At 62.3% G+C, this 24731-nt stretch carries 27 protein-coding genes and 2 tRNA genes; 17 read left to right on the forward strand and 12 right to left on the reverse strand.

The features are described from left to right. Positions 1-25 precede the first annotated feature (25 nt). Genes VM054_10620 through VM054_10630 form a run of 3 tightly spaced genes read right to left on the reverse strand, consistent with a single transcriptional unit; the run spans position 26 to position 1808 of the window. The gene (locus VM054_10620) at positions 26-244 is read right to left on the reverse strand and encodes a DUF3343 domain-containing protein (GenBank protein ID HUT99511.1); all 219 of its coding nucleotides are present in this window, start codon (positions 242-244) and stop codon (positions 26-28) included. Continuing rightward, positions 241-1395, reverse strand: a complete 1155-nt coding sequence (locus tag VM054_10625) for an aminotransferase class V-fold PLP-dependent enzyme (protein HUT99512.1) — start codon at positions 1393-1395, stop codon at positions 241-243. Before VM054_10625 ends, VM054_10620 begins: the two co-directional genes overlap by 4 nt. Next, positions 1392-1808: a thioesterase family protein gene (locus VM054_10630; GenBank protein HUT99513.1), complete on the reverse strand. Its 417-nt coding sequence runs from the start codon at positions 1806-1808 to the stop codon at positions 1392-1394. The genes VM054_10625 and VM054_10630 overlap by 4 nt, the downstream gene beginning before the upstream one ends. 137 nt (positions 1809-1945) lie before the next feature. Here VM054_10630 and VM054_10635 point away from each other — a divergent pair, with 137 nt between their 5' ends. The 3 genes from VM054_10635 to groL all read left to right on the forward strand — a co-directional run bounded on the left by VM054_10635 (position 1946) and on the right by groL (position 4974). Beyond that, positions 1946-2809, forward strand: coding sequence for a prolipoprotein diacylglyceryl transferase family protein (locus VM054_10635; protein ID HUT99514.1), 864 nt, complete (start codon positions 1946-1948; stop codon positions 2807-2809). A gap of 187 nt (positions 2810-2996) precedes the next feature. Continuing rightward, positions 2997-3287 (forward strand): co-chaperone GroES, encoded by a 291-nt coding sequence (gene groES / locus VM054_10640; GenBank protein HUT99515.1) that lies wholly within the window; start codon positions 2997-2999, stop codon positions 3285-3287. Between the two features lie 58 nt (positions 3288-3345). Next, positions 3346-4974 (forward strand): chaperonin GroEL, encoded by a 1629-nt coding sequence (gene groL, locus VM054_10645; GenBank protein HUT99516.1) that lies wholly within the window; start codon positions 3346-3348, stop codon positions 4972-4974. Between the two features lie 318 nt (positions 4975-5292). On the opposite strand, the gene VM054_10650 is transcribed toward groL, so the two are convergent. Together VM054_10650 and VM054_10655 are read right to left on the reverse strand one after the other, a co-directional pair. Further along, positions 5293-5811, reverse strand: coding sequence for a hypothetical protein (locus VM054_10650; GenBank protein ID HUT99517.1), 519 nt, complete (start codon positions 5809-5811; stop codon positions 5293-5295). Between the two features lie 11 nt (positions 5812-5822). Then, positions 5823-6446, reverse strand: coding sequence for a hypothetical protein (locus tag VM054_10655; GenBank protein ID HUT99518.1), 624 nt, complete (start codon positions 6444-6446; stop codon positions 5823-5825). A gap of 151 nt (positions 6447-6597) precedes the next feature. On the opposite strand from VM054_10655, the gene VM054_10660 reads away from it, so the two are divergent. The 7 genes from VM054_10660 to VM054_10690 are packed head-to-tail and all read left to right on the forward strand — an operon-like array spanning position 6598 to position 12326. Continuing rightward, positions 6598-7752 (forward strand): tetratricopeptide repeat protein, encoded by a 1155-nt coding sequence (locus VM054_10660; protein HUT99519.1) that lies wholly within the window; start codon positions 6598-6600, stop codon positions 7750-7752. Next, positions 7749-8105, forward strand: coding sequence for a roadblock/LC7 domain-containing protein (locus VM054_10665; GenBank protein ID HUT99520.1), 357 nt, complete (start codon positions 7749-7751; stop codon positions 8103-8105). Before VM054_10660 ends, VM054_10665 begins: the two co-directional genes overlap by 4 nt. Before the next feature lie 15 nt (positions 8106-8120). Continuing rightward, a complete protein-coding gene (locus VM054_10670; protein HUT99521.1) occupies positions 8121-8720 on the forward strand; it encodes an HD domain-containing protein in 600 nt (199 codons plus the stop codon). Next, positions 8717-9085: a ribosome silencing factor gene (gene rsfS / locus VM054_10675; protein ID HUT99522.1), complete on the forward strand. Its 369-nt coding sequence runs from the start codon at positions 8717-8719 to the stop codon at positions 9083-9085. The genes VM054_10670 and rsfS overlap by 4 nt, the downstream gene beginning before the upstream one ends. Next, on the forward strand, positions 9086-9553 hold the full coding sequence (locus VM054_10680) for a 23S rRNA (pseudouridine(1915)-N(3))-methyltransferase RlmH (GenBank protein HUT99523.1): 468 nt from the start codon (positions 9086-9088) through the stop codon (positions 9551-9553). A 4-nt stretch (positions 9554-9557) separates the two neighbouring features. Beyond that, entirely contained in the window at positions 9558-11387 is a 1830-nt protein-coding gene (locus tag VM054_10685) for an arginine--tRNA ligase (GenBank protein HUT99524.1), read from the forward strand. A 42-nt stretch (positions 11388-11429) separates the two neighbouring features. Continuing rightward, positions 11430-12326, forward strand: a complete 897-nt coding sequence (locus VM054_10690) for a decaprenyl-phosphate phosphoribosyltransferase (GenBank protein HUT99525.1) — start codon at positions 11430-11432, stop codon at positions 12324-12326. A 49-nt stretch (positions 12327-12375) separates the two neighbouring features. Here the strand turns inward: VM054_10690 and VM054_10695 are convergent, their stop codons facing one another. Next, the gene (locus VM054_10695; protein HUT99526.1) at positions 12376-12885 is read right to left on the reverse strand and encodes a ferritin family protein; all 510 of its coding nucleotides are present in this window, start codon (positions 12883-12885) and stop codon (positions 12376-12378) included. Between the two features lie 76 nt (positions 12886-12961). Further along, entirely contained in the window at positions 12962-14026 is a 1065-nt protein-coding gene (locus VM054_10700; protein HUT99527.1) for a DUF933 domain-containing protein, read from the reverse strand. Positions 14027-14179: 153 nt separating this feature from the next. Between VM054_10700 and rpmA the strand changes: the two genes are divergently transcribed. From rpmA to VM054_10725, 5 genes are all read left to right on the forward strand, one after another. Further along, entirely contained in the window at positions 14180-14431 is a 252-nt protein-coding gene (rpmA, locus tag VM054_10705) for a 50S ribosomal protein L27 (GenBank protein ID HUT99528.1), read from the forward strand. A gap of 91 nt (positions 14432-14522) precedes the next feature. Then, positions 14523-15569, forward strand: a complete 1047-nt coding sequence (gene obgE, locus VM054_10710; GenBank protein ID HUT99529.1) for a GTPase ObgE — start codon at positions 14523-14525, stop codon at positions 15567-15569. A gap of 67 nt (positions 15570-15636) precedes the next feature. Next, entirely contained in the window at positions 15637-15987 is a 351-nt protein-coding gene (locus tag VM054_10715) for a hypothetical protein (GenBank protein HUT99530.1), read from the forward strand. A gap of 81 nt (positions 15988-16068) precedes the next feature. Next, positions 16069-16153 (forward strand) — tRNA-Leu (locus VM054_10720). 235 nt (positions 16154-16388) lie between these two features. Then, the gene (locus VM054_10725; protein HUT99531.1) at positions 16389-17354 is read left to right on the forward strand and encodes a radical SAM protein; all 966 of its coding nucleotides are present in this window, start codon (positions 16389-16391) and stop codon (positions 17352-17354) included. Between the two features lie 62 nt (positions 17355-17416). On the opposite strand, the gene ispG is transcribed toward VM054_10725, so the two are convergent. The 4 genes from ispG to VM054_10745 all read right to left on the reverse strand — a co-directional run bounded on the left by ispG (position 17417) and on the right by VM054_10745 (position 20343). Then, positions 17417-18493: a flavodoxin-dependent (E)-4-hydroxy-3-methylbut-2-enyl-diphosphate synthase gene (ispG, locus tag VM054_10730; protein ID HUT99532.1), complete on the reverse strand. Its 1077-nt coding sequence runs from the start codon at positions 18491-18493 to the stop codon at positions 17417-17419. 24 nt (positions 18494-18517) lie between these two features. Next, a complete protein-coding gene (locus VM054_10735) occupies positions 18518-19096 on the reverse strand; it encodes a GNAT family N-acetyltransferase (GenBank protein ID HUT99533.1) in 579 nt (192 codons plus the stop codon). Then, positions 19093-20175 carry a lysylphosphatidylglycerol synthase transmembrane domain-containing protein gene (locus tag VM054_10740; GenBank protein HUT99534.1) on the reverse strand — a complete coding sequence of 361 codons (1083 nt, stop codon included), beginning with the start codon at positions 20173-20175 and terminating at the stop codon, positions 19093-19095. Before VM054_10740 ends, VM054_10735 begins: the two co-directional genes overlap by 4 nt. Positions 20176-20266: 91 nt before the next feature. Beyond that, positions 20267-20343: transfer RNA gene (locus VM054_10745), tRNA-Thr, on the reverse strand. A 121-nt stretch (positions 20344-20464) separates the two neighbouring features. Here VM054_10745 and VM054_10750 point away from each other — a divergent pair. Then, positions 20465-21373, forward strand: coding sequence for a hypothetical protein (locus VM054_10750; protein ID HUT99535.1), 909 nt, complete (start codon positions 20465-20467; stop codon positions 21371-21373). Next, positions 21349-22200 carry a T9SS type A sorting domain-containing protein gene (locus VM054_10755; protein ID HUT99536.1) on the forward strand — a complete coding sequence of 284 codons (852 nt, stop codon included), beginning with the start codon at positions 21349-21351 and terminating at the stop codon, positions 22198-22200. Before VM054_10750 ends, VM054_10755 begins: the two co-directional genes overlap by 25 nt. A 562-nt stretch (positions 22201-22762) precedes the next feature. Here VM054_10755 and VM054_10760 read toward each other — a convergent pair. Beyond that, positions 22763-23926, reverse strand: coding sequence for a hypothetical protein (locus VM054_10760; GenBank protein ID HUT99537.1), 1164 nt, complete (start codon positions 23924-23926; stop codon positions 22763-22765). Between the last annotated feature and the right edge of the window lie 805 nt (positions 23927-24731).

The raw sequence follows: 24731 nt of genomic DNA on the forward strand, positions 1-24731 counted from the left end.
CCCGGCCTTTTCAATGCACGGATACCTAGCCGACCACCTTGATCTTCCATCCGATTTCCGCCCCGGTCCAGGTGTCCTCGGCGAGGTCCTGTTTCTCGGCCGGGATGCGGACCGCCATGCTGCAGTCGGGGTCGCCCGGCGGGTTGGGGACGAGCTTCGCCTCGATCCCCTCCCTGACGATCGAGCGGTAGGCCATCATGGTCCGTGTGTTCGAGCCGAAGGTGTAGTAGGCGAAACCCGTCAAGCGAGTATCCCCCCCAGCGTCCGGTCCAGCACGTCCAGGTCGTCTTCGGTGTTGAAGGCCCCGAGGCTTACCCGCACGGCCCCGGTCTCATGGGTGCCCGCCAGCTCGTGTGCTCCCGGGGCGCAGTGCAGGCCCGTCCGGACCTGAATCCCCCCGCGCTCCTCGAGGTCGGCGGCCAGTCGGTTGGCGTCCCGGCCCGGGATGGTGAACGTGGCGAGGGGGACCCTGCCTTCGACGTCGGGCGGTCCGATCAGCCGGGCCCCGTTTTTTTTCAGAATGTCCAGGAGCTTTTTCAGCAGGCGGGTCTTTTGTCGGTGCAACTCCTCCACGCCCCGGTCCAGAACCCACTCGATGCCGGCGGTGAGCCCCACCAGGCCGACGACGTTGTAGGTGCCGCACTCGAGCCTCTCGGGCAACTCCTCGGGCATGTCCTCGGTGATGGGCGTCCCGCCGCCGCCGCGCAGGAGGGGAATCGGCTCGACACCCTCGGCCGCGTACAGGCCGCCGGTGCCCTGTGGTCCGAGCATCCCCTTGTGGCCGGTGAAGGCGGCCGCGTCCACGCCCCATTTCTCCAATTCGAGGGGGACGACGCCGGAGGCCTGGGCGATGTCGGCCAGGACCAGGACGCCGTGCGCGTGGGCGACCGCCGTAAGCTCGGCGAGCGGCTGGACCGTTCCCAGGACGTTGGACACGTGGTTCAGGCAGAGCATCCTCGGCTGCTTCTCACCGAGCAGACGGTCCACGGCAGCGGGATCGTGGGGCCGGGTGTGATCGGCCGGGGCGAACCAGTCCAGCCCGATGACCCCCCGGCGGGCCAGGTCCAGGAGCGGTCGGCGCACGGCGTTGTGGTTGGTGACGCAGGCGAGGACTCGGTCACCCGGTTTCAGGAGGCCGTAGAGGGCCTGGTTCAGGGCCCAGGTGGCGCCGGGGCCCAGGCAGATGCGCTGCGGCTGTGTCACGCCCAGGAGCCGGGCTACCGCCTCCCGCGCCGCGAAGACAGACCCCGCGGCGTGGATGGCCCGGGTGTGTGAGCCGCGCCCCGCCGAACCGCCCTCCTCGGTGAGAAAGCGGGTCATCGCACGGGCGACGGCGGGCGGTTTGGGCCAGCTCGTGGCCGAGTTGTCCAGGTAGATGTAGCGGAACTCGCTCAACGGGATTCCGAGATTGGAAGACACCGTTTGAAGGCGTCGGTGAGCCAGGGTGGCGGACGACGGGGCGTACCGTCCCGGTTCGTCACCGCGTGCCGGGTGAAGCCGGTGACCAGGAGCTCGCCGTCGCGGTGAATCTCGTAGTCAATGCGCAGGCTGACCGGCCTGAGCTCGCCGACCACGGCGGTGACCTCGACCAGGTCGTCGTACCTCGCGCTATTCACGAACCTGGCGCCCGTTTCCACCGCGGGGAGGTAGTAGCCCCGCCGCTCCATCTCGATGTAGGGGAGGCCGGCCTCGCGGAGGAGTTCGGTGCGCGCCGCCTCGAACCACACGAGGTAGTTGACGTTGTACACGATGCCCATCTGGTCCGTCTCGGCGTAGAGAACCCGGTGGGTGATGGTGTGGGGCGGCATGCAAACCTCTTCGGGCGTGTTTCAGGCCATTATAAAGGTTTAGCCGGGGACGGGCAAGCGGGCGGAGGTAACCGTGCCGCTTCACAAGCCGGGGGCCGTCTGGTAAGATAACCGCTCCCAACGCGCGCGAGGTTTCCGTGTACCCCGTTTTTCTCCGCGACATCCCGAACCCGCTCACCGGTGAGACCTTCGATATCCGGTGGTACGGCGTCTGGTTCATGGTGGCGCTTCTCGTCGGCCTGTTCGTCTTCGCCCGGCGCGGCAGGCGCATGTTGGGATTGCCCTTCGACGATGTCCTCATCCTGTCGGTGATCGTCATCGCCGCCGGTCTTTTCGGGGCCAAGCTGCTCACGGTCTTCCTCCGGTTGGACTACTTCTGGGCCGATCCCCTGGGTTTCCTCTTCGGTCGGAGCAACATCAGCATCACCGGCGGGCTGTTGGGGGGCGGTCTGGCGCTCTGGCTATGCACCCGTCGGAAGGAGGGGATCGGTTTCCTCGGAGTTGCCGACGCCCTGGCCGGGGCCTTGCCGCTGGCCCAGGCCCTGGGGCGCCAGGGCTGCTTCTCCGCCGGTTGCTGTTACGGCAAGCCCACCCACGCCTGGTGGGGCGTCACCTTCACCCACCCCGATTCGGTCTGCGGGCTGAAGGATGTCCCGCTCATCCCGACCCAACTCCTGGAGTCGGGGCTGAACCTCCTCCTCTTCATCGGGATAATACTCTTCGAGAAATTTTGCAAAAAAAGGCGTCAGGGGGCGACCTTCCTCGTGTACGGCTTCGGCTACGGGACTATCCGCTTCGTGATGGACTTTCTCCGGGCCGACAAGCAGGCCTTCTGGCTGGGGCTGACGACGAACCAGTGGGCGGTCGTCGTCGGCTTCGTGCTGTTGGGGCTTGCCTGGTGGCGGCTCCTGCCGAAGTCCGCCCTGGCCGTCGAGGCTTATGCCGACCCTCCGGCGCGGAGGATTTTCAAGACGAGGATAAAGAAGAGGGACCGCGGCTAGGCCAAAAAGGCACTCTCCCCTGCGGCGGTGTCAAGGTGGCGCTTTAAAATCGGGGACGGTGCGTCGTAAAACGGCCCGTGGCGGCCGATTTCCTTTGGCACGCTGCTTGCTTTACCACCCAATGGACTATCCTGTTCCAGTGTTTCGGTTCATTTTTTAAACAACCTCAGCCTTTCCCGGAGGAGACATGAAGTTCAAGCCTCTCGGAGACCGGATTCTGGTCAAGCGTCTCGTGGATGAGACCGAGAAAACCTCGGGCGGCATCATCATCCCCGACACGGCCAAGGAAAAACCCCAGCGCGGGAAGGTCGTTTCGCTGGGCGAGGGCAAGCGCACCGAGGAGGGCAACCTCCTCCCCATGCGCCTGAAGAAGGGCCAGGAGATTCTCTTCGGCAAGTACTCCGGCAACGAGGTCAAGATTGACGGCGAGGAGTACATCATCATGCGCGAGGACGACGTCCTGGGCGTCATCGAGTAGCTAAAGACACACGTTTCGTTTTACGGCTGTGCCGTCGCAGATATTAAGGAGACACCCGATGGCTAAGATCCTGGAATTTTCCGAGGAAGCGCGCAAAGATATGCTCGAGGGCGTGACGACGCTCGCCCGGGCGGTCAAGGCCACACTCGGTCCCCGTGGGCGTAACGTCGTCCTGGACCGGAAGTTCGGCTCGCCCACCGTGACCAAGGACGGCGTCACCGTGGCCAAGGAGATCGAGCTGGAGGAGCCCTTCCAGAACATGGGCGCCCAGATGGTCCGCGAGGTCGCCTCGAAAACCTCGGACGTGGCCGGCGACGGGACCACCACCGCCACCGTTCTCGCCGAGGCCATCTTCCGCGAGGGGATACGCAACGTCACCTCGGGGGCCAACCCGATGAGCCTCAAACGCGGGATTGACAAGGCCGTGGCCGTGATCGTCGAGGGCCTGAAGGATATTTCCCGTGAAGTGTCCGACTCCCGCGAAATCGAGCAGGTCGGCACCATCTCCGCCAACAATGACTCGGAGATCGGCCAGAAAATCTCCGAGGCCATGGAGAAGGTGGGCAAGGAGGGCGTCATCACCGTCGAGGAGTCCAAGGGGATGGAGACGACCCTGGACCTCGTCGAGGGCATGCAGTTCGACCGCGGTTACCTCTCGGCGTACTTCGTCACCGACCCGGAGCGCATGGAGGCGGTGCTGGAGGATGCCGTGGTTCTCATCCACGAGAAGAAAATCAGCTCGATGAAGGACCTGTTGCCGCTGCTGGAGAAGGTGGCCCAGTCCGTCCGGCCGCTCCTGATCATCGCCGAGGACGTGGAGGGTGAGGCTCTGGCCACCCTGGTCGTCAATAAAATCCGCGGCACGCTCAAGGTCTGCGCCGTAAAGGCTCCCGGTTTCGGCGACCGCCGCAAGGAAATGCTCAAGGACATCGCCATCCTCACCGGCGGCCAGGTCATCAGCGAGGAGCTGGGTCTCAAGCTCGAGAACGCCACCCTCAACGACCTGGGCAAGGCTAAGCGCATCACCGTGGACAAGGACGACACGACCCTCGTCGAGGGCGCCGGTTCCCAGTCCGATATCGAGGGGCGGATCAACACCCTCAAGGCCCAGATCGAGAAGACAACTTCGGACTACGACAAAGAGAAACTCCAGGAGCGGCTGGCCAAGCTGGCCGGCGGCGTGGCGGTTATCAAGGTCGGCGCGGCCACCGAGACCGAGATGAAGGAGAAGAAGGCCCGCGTCGAGGACGCCCTGCACGCCACCCGGGCCGCCGTCGAGGAGGGCATCGTCCCCGGCGGAGGTGTCGCCTACCTGCGTGCCATGGCCAAGCTCGACGGGCTCAAGCTCGAGGACGACGAGGCCACCGGCGTGGAAATCATCCGCAAGGCCCTGGAGAAGCCGCTCTACCATATCGCCGACAACGCCGGCGTAGAGGGGGCGGTCGTCGTCGCGACGGTCAAGGCCAAGAAGGGCTCCGCGGGCTTCAACGCCTACACCAACGAGTACGGCGACATGTTCAAGTTGGGCATCGTGGACCCGACCAAGGTCACGCGCATCGCCCTGCAGAACGCGGCCTCCATCGCCGGGCTCATGCTCACCACCGAGGCGCTGGTGGCCGACAAGCCCGAGGAGGAGAAGCCGATGCCAGGCGGCGGTATGGGCGGCGGCGGCATGGGCATGTACTAGGTGTTCTGGCCGTATAAAAAAAAGAGGGCGGGATATTTCCCGCCCTTTTTCGTGTTGTCGTGATTCTGTAGGGGCCGACCTTTAGGTCGGCCCGCTCCCCTATCCACGTGGGAGGTCTGCGAGGCACAGGGTCGGGGGTGAGGGCTGCCTCGTTAAAACGGGCGGGTGTGGACACCCGCCCCTACGTCAGCGCAACCGGGTTGAGGGCTTACGAATATTCTCCTCTACCGGTAAGTACCGTCGAATCTTTTTTTATTTTCCGAGGGAAATAAAGCCGCACCTATACAACCTAGGTCGTCTTCGATTCCCGGTTCCTGTTCAGGGGTATACGATCAGCCCCAGCCAGCCGGTCAGGCCCACGCCGGTCTCGATCGGCCCATTGCCAAAAAGGTTCCATTCACGGCCGGCGCCCACCGAGAGCTTCACGTCGGCCAACAGTGCCAGACCGTGGGCGATCTCCCACCGCCAGCCGCCGTCCAGGTTCATCTCCCACCAGGCGCGATCCAAACGCAGGTCCCAGTTGAACCACTGCCAGGTGAAGGGGTAGCTCATCCCGGCGCCGAAGCCGAAGCGCAACGCCTGCCGCCGGGCTATCTCGTAGTACCGGATGATGCCCAGGGTCATCCGGTTCACCGTGTTGAACTCGAAGTTTACGCCGTAGGTGAACTCGAGGGCGGCGCCGTCAGTGTCGAGGAAGATTTCCAGCCCGAAAGCCGTCCGCCAGCCACCGCCGGAAGGCCAGGTGTAGCCCTCCACGCCGCCGCGGATACCGGCGAAGGGCACCGCCGCCGCCCCGCAAGAAAGAAGGGAAAGGATGACGAAAATGCGCCGGGGCATCGCCCTCCGCCCTAGAAGTAGTAGTTAACGCCCAGGCCGATGGCCCAGTGGACGCTGCCCGCGAAGTCGAAGAAGGTCGTCGGCCGCAGGGCGAGGAAGTCCATGACGAAGACCTCTATCCCCCCGTTGATGTTGAAGCCCACGTTGGTCTTGTCGCCGTCGTGGTAGACCGGGTCGGCGTTGTCCTCGGGGTCGTCATCGCCGCGGTCCGCGTAATCGAAGGCCTTCCAGGAGCCCATGTCCAGGGCGATGCCCGCCCCCAGAAAGGCGGTGAACATCTCGCTCAGCGGAATGTTGTACTGGGCCCCCAGGTCCACGTGGATCATGTTGGTGTACTCGCCGAGGCCGAAATCCAGGCCCAGCTTCGCCGCCAGGTTTTCCGCGAAGTAGTACGCCCCGGAAACCCCGACCAGAAAGCCGCCGCCGTCGTGGCCGTAGCCGTTCACGGGCCAGGTCATGTAACCCAGCATCAGCCCGGCGGAAATGGCCCCGGGTTTGTGGAAGTTGCCCTCGGCGTCGGGGGTCGTGGGTGTGGTCGTCTCCTCTCCGTCGCCGGGGTCGTAGGTGACCTCCTCCCGGGCCGCGCTCGGGGCGAGCAAGGCCGTCAGCAGGCAGAAGAGCAGCATGTACCTCATATCGGCGTCCTCGGTTTGGGTTGAGAGGCTTTTAGGGCAGTATAGCACGGTGGGGCAACGTCTTACAATTCTTACCCTTGACTAAAAAACGTCAGCGGGCTAAACTTCAGTGGGGTTCGGTGAAAAACGCTCCAGGGAGATGTTCGCCCAAATGGCTAAACGTTTCCAGCTCGGACCGGAGATCGAGCGCTACACACAGCTCCTGGCGCGCGATCCCGATTCCCTAGCCTTCGTGCCCCTGGCGGACGCCTACCGCAAGAGCGGCCTCTTCGAGGAGTCCTTCGCGGTGCTCAAGCGGGGGATGGGCCGGCGTCCCGATTACATCCCCGCCAAGATAGTTTTAGGCAAGTGCTACCTGGACCTGGGCAACTACCCCAAGGCTGAGACCACCTTTGAGGACATCCTGCGGTTGGACCGGGACAACCTCGTGGCGCTCTCCTCCATGGCCAACGTCAGGTTGCACCAGCGGCGCTACGGCGAGGCGGCCACCATCTACCGCCGCATCCTCGAACTCGACCCGTCCAACGACGCCGCGGCCCAGCAGTTGGCGAAACTGGAGGGCAAGGCCCTCTCGCAGAACCAGGGTGAGGTCATCGAGATAGACATTGAATCCACCGCGACGAAGATCCCGGCCACCGAGCCTCTCTCCGGCGAGATCGAGGAGGTCGAGGAGAGGCCTCCGGACACCCTCGACTTCGAGAACGTGATGCGGGCTGGATCCCTCCCCTCATCCCGGGAATCCGGCGAGGCTCTGCCGGTGACGGAGCCGCCCGTGGATGGACCGGAGGTCTCGGTGGGGGAATCCCGGGGAAGCGGCGATGGTGCTGATTCACCGCCGATCACCGGGAAGGCTGCGACCGGTGTGGAACCGGCTGACTCCGGCTCGAACGGCGAACCCACGGAGATAGATTTGGACCTCATCCCCCCGGTGGTGCCCCTCGACATCGTGGATGATGAGCCCCGGGAAACTGTCGCTGAAAAGGACGTGGTTCCCCCGGACCCGTCGAAAGCCGGAGGGGAGAAGCCGGTGAGGCACGCCGGCGACGAGCCCGAAATCAATGTTGATGTGCCCGTGCCTCCGCCGCCCGACACCGAGGAACTGGCCCTCGTGGAACCGGAGCACGTCGAGGTGATGCCCGAAGACGAGGTGCCCCCGGAGATACCCCCGGTGAAGGACACGGCTCCGATTATTCCCACCGAAGAATCCGATAAACCCGCTTTCAAGACCTTCTCGAGCTGGCTCTCCGGCATGGCCGGACGGAAAGACGAAGAGGTAGAGGAAGAGGACAAAGGAGTCGAGCAGTGAATGAGGTCGTGGAAATCCTGAAACGCCTGCTCGTGGTCAAAGAGGTCAAGGTCGCCGTGGTGGTCGGGGAGGACGGGCTCGTGCTCGATTCCGCCGGCTCCGAGGAGGCCGACGTCGAGGCCATCGGGGCGATTTGCGCCAGCGGCTACCTCTCCTTCAAGCAGATCGGCGAGGAGCTCAACTACGGGGCCGTAGTCCAATCCGTCACCCGATTCCAGTCCGGCGTCATCGTCCTCTCCCGGCTGCCCAACCAGCTGACCCTGGCCGTGGTGGCGACGGAAAAGGCCAACCTGGCCAAGGTCTGGGACGCCACCGGCGGAATAATCACCGACATGGCGCGGCTGCTGCGTTAAGGACTCGCCGCGGAATTGGATTATCAAACCCGACTCATCGAGGCCGCTCTGGCTGCCCTGGACGAGCGCCGGGGCGGCCATGTGCTGAGGACCGCCCAGGTCGCCGCCGGGCTTTCCCCGGGGATGGAGGGAAGGTTCCGCGAGCTCTCCCTGCCGGACGAGGAACCGGTCGCCGGTGTGCCGCTGTCCTCGCGGGCCTATCTGGCCGGCATCCTGCACGATTCACACCGCGACGGCTCCGGCCCCACACCCGATTTCCCCCTGGACGAGATTGAGGCGCGCTACCCCTGGAAGCTCGCCCACGCCGCCCTGGCGGCCCAGTTCGCCTACGATGGGGGACTGCGCGACGCGGGCGTGCTCTTCGCCGTCCGGTACCACACCATCGGCCACCCCTCGCCGACGCCGCTTCTGTGCTCCCTGATGCTGGCCGACGCAATCGAGCCGGGCCGCGCGCACGAGGGCGTGGAGGAGATTCGAGAAACCGCCGGGCGCGACCCCGTCGCCGCCCTGGTTAAGCGTCTGAAGAGCACCACCGGTTTCGTCGCCGCTCAGGGGCTCGAGGTCCACCCGAACGCCCTGGCCCAGATAGCGACCCTGGAACGGGCTTTAAAATGAGCACCACCCGGAAATCACCGCCCGAGGGAGAGGAGCTGGTCCGCCTCATCGCGCTCTGCCTCGACGAGGGCAAAGCGGAGGAGGTCGTCGCCCTCGACCTTAGGGGTATCGGGGCGATGAGCGACTATTTCGTCATCGCTTCGGGTGTCACCGACAACCACGTCCGGGCGCTGTGCGAGCGAATCGAGCGCGACCTCGTCCCGAAGGGCGCCAAGCCGCTCCATCGCGAGGGGCTCGAGACCTGTAACTGGGTTCTCTTGGACTACTTCGAGGTGGTCGTGCACGTCTTCCGTCGCCCGGTGCGGCGGTATTACGACCTGGAGCGGCTCTGGGGCGACGCGCCGGCGCTGGAGCTGGGACTTTAAGTGTTCACCGTCCGGCTGCTCACCGTCTCCCCGACGCGGCGCGATTTCGTCCGCGACGGGCTCGCATTCTACATCGAGCGCCTGAACCGCTTCTGCAATTTTCATCTGGTGGAGGTGCGTGAAGTTCCCCTGAAGGAGGGGGAGAAGGGGGGGGCGGAATGGGCCCGCCGGCGGGCCGCGGTCGCCCTGGCCGCCAAGCGCGCGGGGGGATTCGCCTCCGTTCAGGTGGATCCGCGGGGGCGGCAGCTCTCCAGCGAGGAGTTCGCGAAATGGCTCGACGGGGCAAGGCGGACTAAGCCGGGCCTGGACGTCATTCTCGGCGGAGCCGCGGGGCTGGAGCCGATGAAGGTGGACCTCATGCTTTCCCTCGGACCGTGGACGCTGCCCCACGAGCTGGCGCGCCTGGTGGTCATCGAAGGGCTCTACCGCACTTTCACCATCCTCACCGGACACCCGTACCACAAATGATTTTATGCCTCTGGAAGATTTAAAGAAAAGCCTGTCGGCGATAATCGGCAAAACGGCCGAGGGGCTCTTCGACCTCCCGGACGGCCCGCCCGCCTTCGACCTCTCGCCCTCGGCGGAGCCGAAATTCGGGCACTTCGCCTGCAACCTGGCGTTGCAGCTCGCCGGTCCGCTGAAGCGCAGCCCGCGGCAGATTGGCGAGGCATTGGCCGGAGAGTTGGAGAAGGTTTTTGGGGATTTGGTGGAGCGGATCGAGGTCGCCGGGCCGGGTTTTTTGAACTTCCACCTCGCCGCCGGGGCGCAGGCCGAGCCGGTGAAGTCCATTCTCGCGGAAGAGAAGCCCTTCCTCTGGCCCGCCGAGAAGCCGCTAAAGATCAACTTGGAGTACGTGAGCGCCAACCCGACGGGTCCGCTGCTGGTGGTGAACGGCCGCGCCGCGGCCCTGGGCAGCGCGTTGGCGAAAATCCTCGTATCGGTGGGCCACCAGGTCACGGAAGAGTATTTCGTCAACGATGCTGGTAGCCAAGTGGTCGAGTTCGGCAAGAGCGTGTTCCGGGAGAATAGGGACAAGTATCGTAAGGCTGGATATGAGATACCAAATAATGTTTATGATTTGGGTAACGAGGGAGGCTATGCAGGTGATACTACTTCTGATGTAGCTGACACTGTTTATAAGAGCTTTATAGAAGAATACATGGCGACTACGCGAAAAATGATCTTTGACGAAAAAGCATATATAGATGAAGTAAATAACAGTGTAGTTGCTCAGCTGGAAAAGCAACAAATTACATTAAAACGATTTGGTTGTTTGTTCCAACAGTTTTATAAAGAGCACTATCTCTACTTCCCATCGGTTCGTCCATCCTATAGGAGCGTACTTGAAAATTATATTTTAAACGATGAATTATACATTGAGCGACTTCCAGGCCCAATTCGGGATGCCCTTTACCTACTTAAAGAGCTACGGATCGCCTACGAGTCCGAGGGCGCGGTCTGGCTCAGGACCACCGACTACGGCGACGAGAAGGACCGCGTCATCGTCCGCTCCAACGGCAAGCCGACCTATCTCCTCACCGACATCGCCTACCACCTGGACAAGTGGGAACGGCTCGGCGGGGACGAGTCGGGACGCCTGATGATTGACATCTGGGGACCGGACCACCACGGCCACATCCTCCCCACCAAGGCCGGCCTCCAGGCCGCCGGCATCCCGCCGGACAGGCTGGAGGTTTTAATCTCCGGTTGGGTGACGCTCAAACGCGGCGGCGAAATCGTCTCCATGAGCAAGCGCAAGGGGAACATCGTCACCCTGGACGAGCTTCTGGACGAGGTCGGGGTGGACGTGGCGCGGTACATGTTCCTCGAGCGCTCGCCCGAGGCGCACCTGGACTTCGACCTGGACCTGGCCGTCCAGCAGTCCTCGGAGAACCCGGCGTACTACATCCAGTACGCCCACGCGCGCATCGAGAGCATCTTCTCCGTGGCCCGGGAGGAAGGTTTTAGCGAGGATGAGCTTGGCGATGCCTCACTGGCGGAAGCCGACCTGACGCCCCTCTTTACCGACGACGACGCGGGCGAGCGTCAGCGGGAACTCCTGCGGCAGATAATCTTCTACCCCGGCGTGGTCGCGGGCGCCGCGGCGGGCTACGCCCCCCAGCGCGTGACCGCCTATCTGCACAACCTGGCCGGCGTCTTCCACCCGTACTACAAGAAGGTCAAGGTGCTGGTGGAGGAACGGGGGACGGCGCTGGCGCGGCTCGCTTTATGCCGGTCGTTGCAGAAAATCCTGGCCCACGGGCTCGGCCTGTTGGGCATATCGGCCCCCGAGTCCATGTAGCGGCGGTCCGCGGACTGGTTTATACTGGTTCCGAGGGAACCCATGCGGAAACTTTACGGCTTGATCCGGCTGATGCGGCCCAGGCAGTGGCTGAAGAACGTCGTCGTCTTCGCCGGCGTCGTGTTCGCGCAGCTTTACACCTCCCCGGCGGCGCTTCTGCGGTCCCTGGAGGCCTTCGGCATCTTCTGCCTCCTTTCGGGGGCGGTTTACGCCCTCAACGACGCCGTGGACGCCGAGCGCGACCGCTCGCACCCACACAAGAAAAACCGCCCGGTCGCCTCGGGCTTGGTGCCCCGGTCGCTGGCCTACTCCTGGTCCATCGTTCTGGCCGCCGGGGGGCTCCTGGCGGCCTGGACGGTCACGGAGGGCTTCCTCATCGTCGGCGCCGTTTACCTCGGCCTGAACCTGATTTATAGCTTCTGGGCCAAGAAGGTGGTCATCCTCGACGTCCTCCTCGTCGCCTTCGGCTTCGTACTGCGGGCCATCGGCGGCGTGGAGGCGCTGGTGGACTTTTCGCCGGGCCTGAAGTCCTCCCCCTGGTTCCTGGCGGTGACGCTCTTTTTGGCGCTCTTCCTGGCCCTGGAGAAGCGCCGGGCCGAGCTCACGTCCCTGGCCGAAGGCGCGGAGAGCCACCGCAAGACCCTGAGCGAGTACTCCACGCGCCTGTTGGACCAGATGTCCGCCGTGGTCACGACCGCCACCGTGGTGGCCTACAGCCTCTACACCCTCTGGCCCTCGACCGTGGAGCGGTTCGGGACCGAGGGGCTCGTCTACACGGTCCCCCTCGTTCTCTACGGCGTCTTCCGCTACCTCTACGACGTGGAGCAGCGGCGGCTGGGCGGCAACCCCTCGGCCATCCTCTCCAAGGACGTTTCGCTTTTGGTGGACGTTTTACTATGGGCCGCGGCGGTGGTGCTCATCATCCACTTCAAGCCGTAGTTTTAACGAAAGGCGGGCCCGGCCCGCCTTTTTAAAAACCCGCGAACGGTCAGTCCTCCATCGTCCACTGGTTGATGCCGAACCAGTGGCCGGTGTTGTTGATGTAATCGAGCTGTGACCTGAGCAGCTCGAAGTGACCCTCCTCCATCTGGGCGAGGTTTTTAAAGGTCTCGCGGACGGTGGCATCGTCGGCCTTGCGCGACCACTCGGTGTAATAGTCTATGGCTTCCCGCTCCAGGTTAATGGCCGTCTTGATGGCGTGGAGCTCGTTGGCGCCCTCGGCCCCGGCGGTCCTCTTCGCCACCGAATCGAGTTTCGGGACGAGCTCCGCAATCTCCGTCTGCGAGATTTCTATCGGCTCGATGGGCTTCCCGGCGAAGGCGTCGTTGAACTGCCGCCGCAGAATCTCGTAGTGGTCCACCTCCTCCCGGGCCAGGGTGATGAACATGTTCTTGCCGGTCTCGTCCCTGGTCTGCCGGGCGAACTCCAGATAGGTGGTGAAACCGGTTATCTCGGCCTCTATGGCCTGGGCGAGCACCTGTGCCACGGTTTTGCTCAAGGGTGCCTCCTGCGCTGGGTCGTTGATTATCGTCGTCTATCTCGTGCCGGCAAGGGGCTTAAACCCCTTGTCTCCTTTATACGGAAAAACGGAAGAGGATGACGTCGCCGTCCTGGACCGGGTAGTCTTTGCCCTCGATGCGGTAGAGGCCTCTCTTTTTGAGCTCGGCGATAGAGCCGTGCTCGCGCAGGTCTTCGAAGTGGGCCACCTCGGCGCGGATGAAGCCGTGGGCGATGTCGGAGTGTATGCAGGCCGCCGCCTCGAGGGCGGATGCGCCGCGCGGGAGAGTCCAGGCCCGGGTCTCTTTCTCGCCGGAGGTGAAGAAGCTCGACAGGCCCAAGGTGTCGTAACAGGCCCTGATCACTCGCTGGACGCCGTCTTCGGGCAGGTCGAACTCCCTCCTCATCAGTCCGGCTTCTTCAGGCTCCAGGCCGGCCAGCTCGCCCTCCAGCTTCCCGTGGATGACGAGCGGCTCGGCGGTCATTTGATCGAAATCTTTCGACAGGTCGCGCCCGTCGGCGTCCGCATTCAGGAGCGTGATGGTCGGCTTCAGCGTCAACAGGCCCAGGCCGCGGACCAGCTCCTCCTCGGCGGGGGTGAGGTCCACGGCGGATGCGGGACCGCCCCCCTCGAGCGTCCGCGCCAGCCGCCCGAGAGCCTCCCGCTCGACGCTCGCCAACTCCAACGCCCGCTTGTCGCTCCGGTTCACCCCCCTGTCCACGTTCTCCATCCGGGTTTGAACCGCGCCGAGGTCGGCCACGCCCAGTTCCAGCACGAAGACCTCGAAATCCCGGGCCGGGTTCACGGAGCCCTCGGGGTGGGGAACGTTGGGGTCATCGAAGGCGCGCAGAACGACGAGAAGGGCGTCGGCACGGCGAAGCTCGCTGATGAAACGCGCCGCCACCGATCCCCCGCCCTGACCCCGGGCCAGACCGGCCACATCGAGGTAGGTCACCTGCGCCCGGGTAAGCTTCCCCTTCCCCTCCAGGGACCAGAGCCATTCCAAACGCTCGTCAGCCACCGGCGTCACCTCCACGTTGACCTCCACTTTCCCGGGGTGCGAGTCGTGGTGCGATCCGGTCAGGAGGTTGAAGAGGGTGGTCTTGCCCGACTGGGGCAGCCCGCAGAGGCCGACGTTCATCGTACCCGGTCCGTTTCGATGGCGGAAAAAGTATAGCAGCCGGTGCCGCGGCTGTCGAGACGACGGCGCCTGAACCTTCCCTCTTGACATCCGCCCGGCGTCCGGTTAAACTACGCCGCGAAAAATGCCGCTGTACCCGACGGGGGGAAAAGAATGGCTCACAAGAAAGCGGGCGGCTCTTCCAGAAACGGACGCGATTCCGAGTCCAAGCGCCTCGGATGCAAGCGCTTCGCGGGGCAGTTCGTCACCGGCGGGTCCATCCTCGTCCGACAGCGGGGGACGGAGTTCTTCCCCGGCCCCGGCGCCGGTCTGGGGAGGGACAACACCGTGTTCGCCCTCTTCGACGGCGTGGTGGATTACTACCGCCGCCGCGACCGCCGCTACATCTCCGTGACGGTTAGGTGACCTCGTCTCTGTGCCGGTGTGCGGTGGCGACGGGATGCAAATTTGAGAAGAACGAGACGCTCCCTTAAAACCCCGGACGGGGTTTTTTAACATGTTCACAGACCGGGCTAAAATTTACGTCTGCAGTGGTTCCGGCGGCGACGGCGTCGTCAGCTTCCGCCGGGAGAAGTACGTCCCCCGGGGCGGCCCCGACGGCGGGGACGGTGGACGCGGCGGGTCGGTCTACATCGCGGGCACCTACGGGCTCAACACCCTCGTCTGCTTCCGCTACCGTCCGAGGTACCTCGCCCCCGACGGCAAGCCCGGCGCCAAACAGCGGAAGACGGGCGCCTCGGGGGAGAATCTCGTTGTCTTATGCCCCGTGGGAACCCAGGCTTACCGTTTGCCGGAGAACGTCCTCGCGGCCGATCTCGACGAGGACGGCAAGCGGGTCCTCATCGCCCGGGGCGGACGCGGCGGCAAGGGCAACGTCCACTTCGCCACGGCGACAAGACAGGCCCCGCGCATTGCCACTCCCGGCGGGGCGGGGGAAGGCTTCGAGCTGCAACTGGAGCTGAAGCTCATCGCCGACGTGGGGCTGGCCGGGATGCCCAACGCCGGCAAGTCCTCCATCCTCGCGCGGCTCACCAACGCCCGGCCCGAGATCGCCGCCTACCCCTTCACCACCCTGGAGCCCCACCTCGGCGTGGTCGAGCTGGACCGGGAGAGGGCCTTCGTCTTGGCCGACATCCCGGGCCTCATTGCCGGCGCCAGCAGGGGGGTCGGCCTGGGGCACGATTTCCTCCGCCACATCGAGCGGACACGCCTGGTGGCCGTGGTGGTGGACGCCGCGGGCACAGAAGGACGAGACCCCGTCGAGGATTTCGCCGTCGTGCTCGGCGAGTTGAACGCGCACAGCCCGGAGCTGGCGGCCAAGGTCGCCCTGGTCATCGGCAATAAAATTGACCTGCCCGGTGCGACCGTCCACGTGCATCGGATGCGGGAGGCGACGGGGTTGCCGGTCCTCCCCCTGTCGGCCGTCAGCGGCGTCGGCTGCGACGACCTGATCTCCCTTCTCGCACGGGAGCTGGTCGCACGGGGGCTGTGGACCGTCGGGCTTCCCGCCTCCGACGAGGAGCCCTTCGATCCCCTCGCCTGAACCCGACCCCATTTTCCTAGTCTAATAAAGCCGTATCGGGTATAATCGAGATGGGATGGTGATTAACATGGAGGGCCCCTTGCTCCTGCCGGGCCACAACGACAACGTCGAGATTGACGACGAGGTGTATCACGTCCAGTCGGAGACCCGCGGCGAAGTTGATTCCCCCTACATCGTCACTCTGGTCTTCGTGGCCGGAGGCATCGTCTATCGCCGTAAAACCGAGTGGCTCGGTGCCGTGGATTCCGACGAGGCCCTGACCCAGTTCAAAGAGCTCCTGACGAACCAGCACCGGTCGGTCATCGCCGATATCAAGAGCAACTCCCTCAAGAGGGTCAGCGTCGAGGAGCAGAAGCAGATCGAGATGGACGAGCGCGAGCTCATCGCACGCTTCCTCGACGAGTGGGCCAGCGAGTGAGCCGTTCCTCCGAAGCGGCGGGGCGCGGGTTTGTAAATGCGCGTTAACCCGGCGGGGGATCATACCCCCGCCGTCCGGTGAGCGAGAGTGGCGGAACTGGCATACGCGCTGGATTTAGGTTCCAGTGGCTCCGGCCGTGCGGGTTCAAGTCCCGCCTCTCGCACCAGCATGATGCTGGACCCTGTTCCGCGGGGAACGGTTTGAGTCATTCGTGAGCAATCGCCGCGAGCGGGGCCTTTTTCTAATCGCCAAGTTTATTTAAACGCATGATGCTGGACCCTGTTCCGCGGGGAGAGGTTCAGTTTATTCCCACACAATCGCCGCGAGCGGGGCCAAGTCCAATTTTAATAGCACCAACCTCGCCGTATGCAGACCGACATTGACCACCTCACCCCCCTCCGATGCCAAAACACATAAACTCCTCCCTCTACACCCGCTTCGCCGGCCTACGCGACTTCCTGTCGCTGAAGCTGACCGGCGCGTACCCCCGCCCCATCAACGTCCACGTCGAGATAAACAACACCTGCAATCTCGACTGCGTGATGTGCCCCCGGGACCGGCTTACCCGCCGGTTGACCCTGATGGACGACGACCTTTTTCGGAGCGTAGTGCGCCAGCTTGCGGGAATGGGGGTTCCATCCGTCAGCCTGTTCCTCTTCGGCGATCCGCTTTGCCACCCGCGTCTGGACGAGATGGTGGCTTACGCCGCGGAGCACGGCGTGGCCCCCGTCCTCAACACGAACGCGATGGCTCTGACCGAGGAGCGCGGTCGGAAGCTCCTCGACGCGGGGCTGAAAACCGTCATCTTCTCCGTGGACGGCGTCACGCCGGAAGTCTTTGCGGAAGTCCGCCGGGGGGGCGATTTGGAGCGGGTGCGGGCCAACATCCTCCGTTTCCTCGAGCTGGCGGCGGAGCGCCGACCGCGGCCGGCCACGGTGGTGCAGTTTGCCGTCTCCAATATCAACGAGCACGAGGTGGACGCCTTCCGGGCCTTCTGGGAGGGGAAGGTGGATCGGCTCAAATTCACCCGCGTCACCGAGTACGCGGGCATCGAGGGGCTCAAGACCTACGAATACAAAACGCTGGAGCGGCGTCCCTGCCCGGACACCTGGAGCAAGATGGTGATTCTGGCCGACGGCACGGTGACCACCTGCTGCCTGGACCTGAACGGTGAGCTGGGGATGGGGGACGCCGCCGCGACACCGCTCCGGGACCTCTGGCGCTCCCCCCGCTGGAGAACTCTCCGCCGGGCCCACCGGCGCCTGAATTTCGCCGAATACCCCGTCTGCGACGCCTGCCCCATGCCGCTTTTATACGCGGCCAACCTGGCGGACCGTTCCGCCGACGAGCTCCCGGAAAGGTCGTAAGTTCCAATCCACTAAAAAAGGGGAGAGCGTCGGCTCTCCCTTGCCAATTCGCGCGCGTTCGGTCAGCCTCTCTCGGCGGCGACCTCCCGGACCAGCCGTTCCAATCTCTCCGCCAGCTTCTTAGCGGGAACGGCCCGCTCCACTATTTCACCCCGGACGAAGATGTCGCCCGAGTCCGCGCCCCCGGCGACGCCGACGTCGGCGTGAGCGGCCTCCCCGGGACCGTTGACCACGCAGCCCATCACCGCCACCCTCAGGGGGGTGACGATGTCGGAGAGCCGTTTTTCCACCTCCCGCAGGAGCCCCTCCAGGTCGTAGTTGCAGCGGCCGCAGGTGGGGCAGGCGATGATTTCCACCCCCCGCTCGCGCAGACCGCAGGCGCGGAGTATCTCCCAGGCGACCCGCACCTCGGCCGTCGGGTCTCCGGTCAGACTCACCCGCAGCGTGTCGCCGATGCCCTCCAGTAAAAGTGTGCCTATGCCCAGGGCGCTCTTGACTACACCGGCGTCGTGCCAGCCGGCCTCGGTCACCCCCAGGTGGAGCGGCCAGCTCGTCTTCTCCGCCAGGAGGCGGTAGGCGGCGAGGGTGTCCGTGACCGACGACGCCTTGGCGCTGATTTTAATGGATTCCAGACCGGCGTCCTCCAGCAACCGCACTTCATTCAGGGCGCTTTCGACCAGGGCTTCGGGCGCAGGGCCGCCGAATTTCGCCAGCAGGTCGGGATCGAGGGAGCCGGCGTTGACTCCGACCCGGATGGGAATCCCCGCCTCGACCGCCGCCCGAGCCACCCGGCGGACGGCCCCGGGGTCGCGCAGGTTCCCCGGGTTCAGCCGCAGGCCCGCGACGCCGGCCTCCACCGAGGCCAGGGCGAGCTGCTCCGAGAAGTGGATGTCCGCCACGAGGGGGATGGTAGTTTTTTTCACCAGCTCCGGGAGCGTCTTGACCGCCCGGCGGTCCGGGACCGCCACCCGCACTATCTCGCACCCCGCCGCGACCAGCTTTTCGATCTGCGCCAGGGTCTTTTCCGCGTCGTGGGTCGGGGTGTTGGTCATGGACTGGACGGCCACCGGCGCGCCGCCGCCGATGGGCACGCCGCCCAGAAAAATCCGACGCGTCGTCTCTCGGTGCAGAGGGGCCATGAATTTTATCGCTTAGGTTGGATGCTACCCGTCGAGATAATACCTTACGACGGGCCGCATGGGGGAGCGCCGGGACACCTCTCTGAATCCCATCTTCATATAAGTCGAGAAAAGGCCCATGTATGCGGAAATTTCCGGGTTCTTGCTCTTCTCGGGGATGAGCGGGTAGGCCTCGACGACCCCGCCGCCCCGCTCCTCGACGTAATCCACGGCTGCGCCGACGAGGGCCTCCGACATCCCGCTCCTGCGGTGCCGCTCCGGGATGAAGAAGCAGGTGATGGACCACACCGGCTCGTCGTCCACCCTCTTCAGGACCGGCGACCGGTCCTGGACGGGAAAAGTCTCCCGGGGCGCCACCGAGTACCAGCCCGCCGGCTCACCACCGGAGTAGGCCAGGATGCCGGGTACATCCCCGGATTCGATGATGCGGCGGAAATTTTTGCGGTTTTCCTCCCCGTAATTTTTCTCGAAGTCTTTGCGCCTGTTGCGCCGGTACATGCACCAGCAGCCCGGGAACGGGTGGCCGTCCCGGAACAGCCGCTCCAGGTCGTCCCAACGGTCGGCGGTCGCCGGCGCGAACACGAGCCCCTCGGTCCTTGTCACTGCTTTTTCCCCGCCTCGTCGTCCATGTCCCGGAGCGCCGCCGCGGCGTCCACCCCGGAGCCCTCTTTCAGCCGACCCCGTTGCAGTTGCCCCAGGCTCAGGCCCTCCCGGACGAGGAAAATCAGCCCCACGACGATGTACGGGAGCACCTGGGTCACGTGCAGGAGGATGGCGAAGGCCCCGGCCATGCCCTTACCCGCCTCGCCGTACACCCCGACGATGGCCGGCGCGCAGGTGGTGAGCCCCAGGTAGCCGAACTGCTCGAAGATGCCCAGGAATCCCGGCGCCGAGGGGAAGACCACCCCCAGGCACACGTAGGCCAGCGTGAACGGCGCGGCGAACCACGGCGTCAGCCCGGCGAAGGGCATCGCCTGAATGATGGGCACGTAAGAAAGCACCGCCGTGCCCCAGATGGCGAAGGACAGCCCCACGGCCGCCCACAGCCGTCCCTTGTGGTTGAAGATGTGCAGCCCGTCGCCGAAATTCACGAAGAACTCCCGGACCTTCTCCCGCGTCTTTTTCCCGAAGAGACGGGCCGGGAGCGACAGAATCTTCGCCACCGGGTCGCGCCGGTAGTACAGAAACACCAGCGCCAGGCATCCCGTCACGTACACCGCACCCACCGCGATGGCCAGCCCCATCTTCACCATCCCGCCGAAGGGGAAGAGGAAGAGCATCCAGATGAAAATCGCCATGATGACGAGGCCGTCGAGTATGCGGACGAAGATGACCGTGGCCAGCGCGCTGGAGTACTTGTACCCCGAATTGCGGGTGACCACGTAGGGCCGGATGAGCTCCCCCGCCCGCAGGGGCAAGACGCCGTTGGCCATGAAGCCTATCATCGTCCCGCTCGCAGCGTTCAGGAATTTCACCGGATGGATGGAGTCCAGGAAGAGCTTCCAGCGCCAGATGCGCAGCATGTAGCTCACCGCCAGCGGGACGACCCACCAGACTAAAATCAGGTAGTTGGCCTGGGCGAAGCCCCGGCCCAGCCCCTCCAGGTCCACGTCGTGGAAGAACCACCAGAGGAGCCCCCCGGAGATGACCACGCCCAGCCAGAAGCGCCAGTTCTTCAGCAAATCCCGGTCCCTCGGTCGCGAGGATGTGTCGCGTGCAAGTATAACGGAAATGCGCGCCCAAACCAACAAGATGACCCCCGGCGGGGGGTCGTGGAGCCGCTGCTCGGACTTGAACCGAGGACCTGCTCATTACGAGTGAGCTGCTCTGCCAAACTGAGCTACAGCGGCGCGCGGGGCATTGTAGCATCCTCCGTTTGCGTGGTCAAGGCGCCCCCGGGGGCACCGGAAACCCCGACCGTGTTTGTGCTAGACTTTAGATGGGATTTTCCTCATCTTGGTGTTGAAGTTTATGAAGAAGCTCGTCCTTGATTTTTTACTCATCCCCGTCGCGGCCACCTTCGCCGTTTACGAAGGCTGGTCTGAACCTGTACTAGTAGCTGACGGTGTTAAATATAGTGAGTTTGATAAGCCATTCATTACTTTGGAGTTGGAGGAGAATTATGTCATAATACATCGGTATTGGGACGGTGATTCGGATGTATATTTAACGAAGATTGATCAAGCTGGGAATGTTTTATTAGGGCCAAAACCAGTAATTAACACTGGTGTTTGGGAAGATCTCCCAATTTGCGTTATAGCATCGGATAATACGCTTTATCTCTTTTATATTCGCTTTGAAGGTGTAACCGACAACCTTTGGTACGCTCATATCTCATCAGACGGTGATATACTTGAAGGTCCATCTCTTTTCGCCTACACAGATACGACAGGGTATAGTAACCACAGTTGGCCATCAGCTGTTATTGAAGCAGATAATACAATCCACCTGGCCTACATGGTTGATTATAACGGGAAGGATACGCTAGCATACACACGTTATAACCCGGATACGGAGGAAAGACTGGATATTCGGGGTATAACAATTTCTCATCACGATGTATATTATCAGAACCTGAATGACAATTGGGAGGTTGAGGTTGACTCCGAGGGTAACGCACACCTTTTCTTTGACCAGACTTTAGAATTTGAGTGGATGAATCCGAGTGTTACGGAAGTATGCTGGGCTAAGGTCCCACACGATTCAGCCGGTGAGTATGAATCAAAGATTCTTTCTAACTTCATGGTGGATAATTTCGATGACGGTGGAATAGACGCTACCATTGACGATTCCGACATCATTCACATGGTTTGGGGGGGGTACTCGATTACACACGTGGCGGTATCTATTACTCAATGGATACTGATGGAAATGAAGTAACGGGGTACAAGAAGTTCTTTCCGCCTGACTGGGATGGAGAAGTTGGTTATCTTGGCATTATGTATAATAACGGTAATCTCGCGGTCTTAGGTATTAGAGATAATCGTTTTGTTTTCGGACGCCTTGATTTAGAGGGAGATATTTACGAAGATTTTGATTACATCAGCGATGAGGTTATTTACTGGCCTTACAGCGACGAATTCAGATTCATCAACCATAATAACGGTTTTGTATGTATTGCGTGGGCAGATGATTGCGACCTCTGGTACCAGTACACCCTTGACGGTTTCGCTGTCGATGAGCCCCACCTAGAGGCCTCTTCTGATGGCGACGGCATCCTCCTCTCCTGGCGCGAGGAGGAAGATTTAGTCGGCTCAAATTGGCGCCTGGAGCGCGACGGTGAGCACTTGGTCAATCTCTCCGGCGACGCGATTTACCGCTACCTGGACCGCGACGCCGAGCCGAACGTCACCCACCTCTACACCCTCGAAGCCACGCTTCCCGACGGCACCGTTCGCACCTTTGGTCCCGTTGAAGCCGCCTGGCCGGGACTCGACGCCGGCAGATTCACCCTCTACACTCCCTACCCCTGCCCGGCTGCGGACCGGGTAATCCTCAGCTACTACCTCCCGGAGGGGACGAAAAACGTAGAGCTCTCGCTCTACGACCTCTCCGGCCGTCTCTTGGAGTCCTCAGTGAGTCTCCCCACCGCTCCAGGACGACACGAAATTAGTTACGACGCCTCCAACCTGCCCCCGGGCGTCTACGTCGCACGGTTGAGCACGAGCACCGCCTCATTATCTCAACGTATCGTCATCACTAGGTAGGATTTGAGTAAAAAAAGAACCTCCTTACCCGAGGAGGTTTATTGCGGCCAAATCCACCGCAATGTGGTATGTTGACAGAACCTCCTTACCCGAGGAGGTTTATTATTACTTTATATGTGTAGACTGCGTGTTTATACTTTATGCAAGGGTATGTTAAGAGATGCCAAATTAAGCGTGGCAACAGCGCACAACAGATTAGCAAGTATGACCGGAAACCATCTCGTGAGAGCGTCGTCGTGTTTCAAAAGCCGTGATTGGTTCATAACCGAGTAGGCTTATCAGAACTCCCTTATAGAAGTCCGCTGGTCCGAGGGATTTCTCTGTCCAGGTTGTAGATACGCCCAAGGTTTGTAACTTTGAAGCTACCCGAAGGTGGCCTTCGTTATCACCAAGTTGCTCTTCGCCGTTCGCGAAGGGTGAGGGGCAATAAGAAGGCGGGATGCGCCCCCGCCTTTTTGAATGAACACCGGAGTAACCCTCTCGGTCCTCACTAATAAACAAGGGGCTCAAGCCCCTTGTCTTATCGTCACCAGACTTTGTAAGTAACCCCGCCGACCCCGCTTCATTCCCAGTAAGCGTATTTAAGATCAAAGTTGCTGTCATCGTAGTAAGAGATGTGCGGGTTGTCGGAGGAATCCAGCGTAAGAGAGGTCCACCAGCCTAAGTTTCCCGTCGAGTCCACTGTCTCTTTCTGCCAAGAGCTGCCGGTCCAGCGAGCGTATCTTAAATATCCGTAGCCGCGATACGAGATGTGGGGGCGACCGGAGGAGTCCAGCGCCAGAGATGTGTATTCGCCTACGTTTCCCGACGAATCCACGGTCTCTATCTGCCAAGAGCTACCGTTCCAGCGGGCGTATTTAAGATCACTGTTGGTTTGGTCGTAATAAGATATACGTGGGTAGCCGGAGGAATCCAGAGCCAGTGAGGTGTAGTAGCCTACGTCTCCCGCCGAGTCCACGGTCTGGATCTGCCAAGAGCTACCATTCCAGCGGGCGTATTTTAGATCACTGTTGGTCCCGTCGAAATACGAGATGTGGGGGTAGCCGGAGGAATCCAGCGTAAGAGAGGTGTAGACGCCTACGTATCCCGCCGAGTCAACAGTCTCCTTCTGCCAAGAGCTACCGTTCCAACTGGCGTATTTTAGATCACTGTTGGTCTCGTCGAAATACGAGATGTGGGGGCGGCCGGAGGAGTCCAGCGCTAGAGAGGTCCACCAGCCTACGCGTCCCGCCGAGTCAACGGTTTCTATCTGCCAAGAGCTACCGTTCCAGCTGGCGTATTTCAGATCTTCGTTGGTGTTGTCGTAATACGAGATGTGGGGGCGGTCGGAGGAATCCAGCGCCAGAGAGGTCCACCAGCCTTCTATTCCCGCTGAGTCAACAGTCTCTATCTGCCAAGTGCTACCGTTCCAACTGGCGTATTTTAGATCAGCGTTGGTTTGGTCGTAATACGAGATGTGGGGGTAGCCGGAGGAATCCAGCGCCAGAGAGGTGTACTCGCCTACGATTCCCGCCGAATCCACGGTCTCGATGTGCCATTCTGGTGATTCTTCTGTAGTGAAGCTGTATGCCCCCGACCAATCGCTGTATCCGGCGTCGTTACGCGCCCGGACGCGCCAGTAGTAGTCTGTTCCGTAGTCCAGGTCACTGTCATGTGTGTACTCGTTTGTGGGGATATACTCAGCATCAATGATTCGCGGTGTTGAAAAGCTCGGCTCATTATCCACCTGAATATGATAGTCCTCCGCCGGTGAGATGCGACCAAAAGTGCTGCTATGGCCGTATAGAGTTCCGCCGATGGTTCGGGTCGCAGTCCAGAGGAAAGTAGGGCGTACAGGAACGTCGGTATCGCCATCATCGGGATAGATAAGTTGTGGGATTTCGGGTGGTTCATCTGAGGGCGGCCGAGTGGTGAAACTCCAGACGGCGGACCAGTCGCTGTCGCCCCATTGATTGTGAGCCCGCACACGCCAGTAATATCTTGTTTGCGCGTCAAGGTCACTAGAAGGTCTATACTGATTATCCGTAATACCGGAGCTATCAATCTCGGGGCTGCTGAAGTCAGAGTTGTCGTCCGCCTGAATGCGGTAGCTCTCGGCCGGCGACAAGGGATTGTACCCTTCGGCGCTTTGCCGAATGCGGTGGAGTTGCGCTTGAGTGGTTGACGCTTGGTAGGCTGCGGTGGCGGCTTCTGTCAAACGATTTGCGCCTGTAGCATTGGTCGCGGATGTGCTCGACGAGACCTGCTCGAAGGGCGCCCAGCCTGAAGACATCGTTGCTGTCCACTGGAATGTGGGGCGCAACTCTACGTCAGTCTGGCCGTTTTCCGGGTAAATGAGGCTGGGGGCGTCCGGGGGCGTACCCGTCTCCCCCCCGGTGGTAAAGTGCCAAACGGTTGACCAAGAACTATCGCCCCATTGGTTGTGAGCACGCACCCGCCAGTAATAGGTTTTGTTCTCGCCGAGATCACTAGAAGGTTTGAACTGATTATCCGTAATACCGGACCTATCAATCTCGGGGCTGCTGAAATCG

Source organism: bacterium (assembly GCA_035528375.1).
Lineage (GTDB): Bacteria > RBG-13-66-14 > RBG-13-66-14 > RBG-13-66-14 > RBG-13-66-14 > RBG-13-66-14.

What these genes read in the sequence shown, in the direction of transcription:
- groES (HUT99515.1), top strand. Translation starts at nt 2,997, where the DNA reads ATGAAGTTCAAGCCTCTCGGAGACCGGATTCTGGTCAAGCGTCTCGTG.
- VM054_10725 (HUT99531.1), top strand. Translation starts at nt 16,389, where the DNA reads ATGCCAAAACACATAAACTCCTCCCTCTACACCCGCTTCGCCGGCCTA.
- VM054_10655 (HUT99518.1), bottom strand. Translation starts at nt 6,446, where the DNA reads ATGAGGTACATGCTGCTCTTCTGCCTGCTGACGGCCTTGCTCGCCCCG.
- rsfS (HUT99522.1), top strand. Translation starts at nt 8,717, where the DNA reads ATGAGCACCACCCGGAAATCACCGCCCGAGGGAGAGGAGCTGGTCCGC.
- VM054_10685 (HUT99524.1), top strand. Translation starts at nt 9,558, where the DNA reads ATGCCTCTGGAAGATTTAAAGAAAAGCCTGTCGGCGATAATCGGCAAA.
- VM054_10750 (HUT99535.1), top strand. Translation starts at nt 20,465, where the DNA reads ATGAAGAAGCTCGTCCTTGATTTTTTACTCATCCCCGTCGCGGCCACC.
- VM054_10660 (HUT99519.1), top strand. Translation starts at nt 6,598, where the DNA reads ATGGCTAAACGTTTCCAGCTCGGACCGGAGATCGAGCGCTACACACAG.
- VM054_10650 (HUT99517.1), bottom strand. Translation starts at nt 5,811, where the DNA reads ATGCCCCGGCGCATTTTCGTCATCCTTTCCCTTCTTTCTTGCGGGGCG.
- ispG (HUT99532.1), bottom strand. Translation starts at nt 18,493, where the DNA reads ATGGCCCCTCTGCACCGAGAGACGACGCGTCGGATTTTTCTGGGCGGC.
- obgE (HUT99529.1), top strand. Translation starts at nt 14,523, where the DNA reads ATGTTCACAGACCGGGCTAAAATTTACGTCTGCAGTGGTTCCGGCGGC.
- VM054_10690 (HUT99525.1), top strand. Translation starts at nt 11,430, where the DNA reads ATGCGGAAACTTTACGGCTTGATCCGGCTGATGCGGCCCAGGCAGTGG.
- VM054_10630 (HUT99513.1), bottom strand. Translation starts at nt 1,808, where the DNA reads ATGCCGCCCCACACCATCACCCACCGGGTTCTCTACGCCGAGACGGAC.
- VM054_10755 (HUT99536.1), top strand. Translation starts at nt 21,349, where the DNA reads ATGGATACTGATGGAAATGAAGTAACGGGGTACAAGAAGTTCTTTCCG.
- VM054_10700 (HUT99527.1), bottom strand. Translation starts at nt 14,026, where the DNA reads ATGAACGTCGGCCTCTGCGGGCTGCCCCAGTCGGGCAAGACCACCCTC.
- groL (HUT99516.1), top strand. Translation starts at nt 3,346, where the DNA reads ATGGCTAAGATCCTGGAATTTTCCGAGGAAGCGCGCAAAGATATGCTC.
- rpmA (HUT99528.1), top strand. Translation starts at nt 14,180, where the DNA reads ATGGCTCACAAGAAAGCGGGCGGCTCTTCCAGAAACGGACGCGATTCC.
- VM054_10715 (HUT99530.1), top strand. Translation starts at nt 15,637, where the DNA reads ATGGAGGGCCCCTTGCTCCTGCCGGGCCACAACGACAACGTCGAGATT.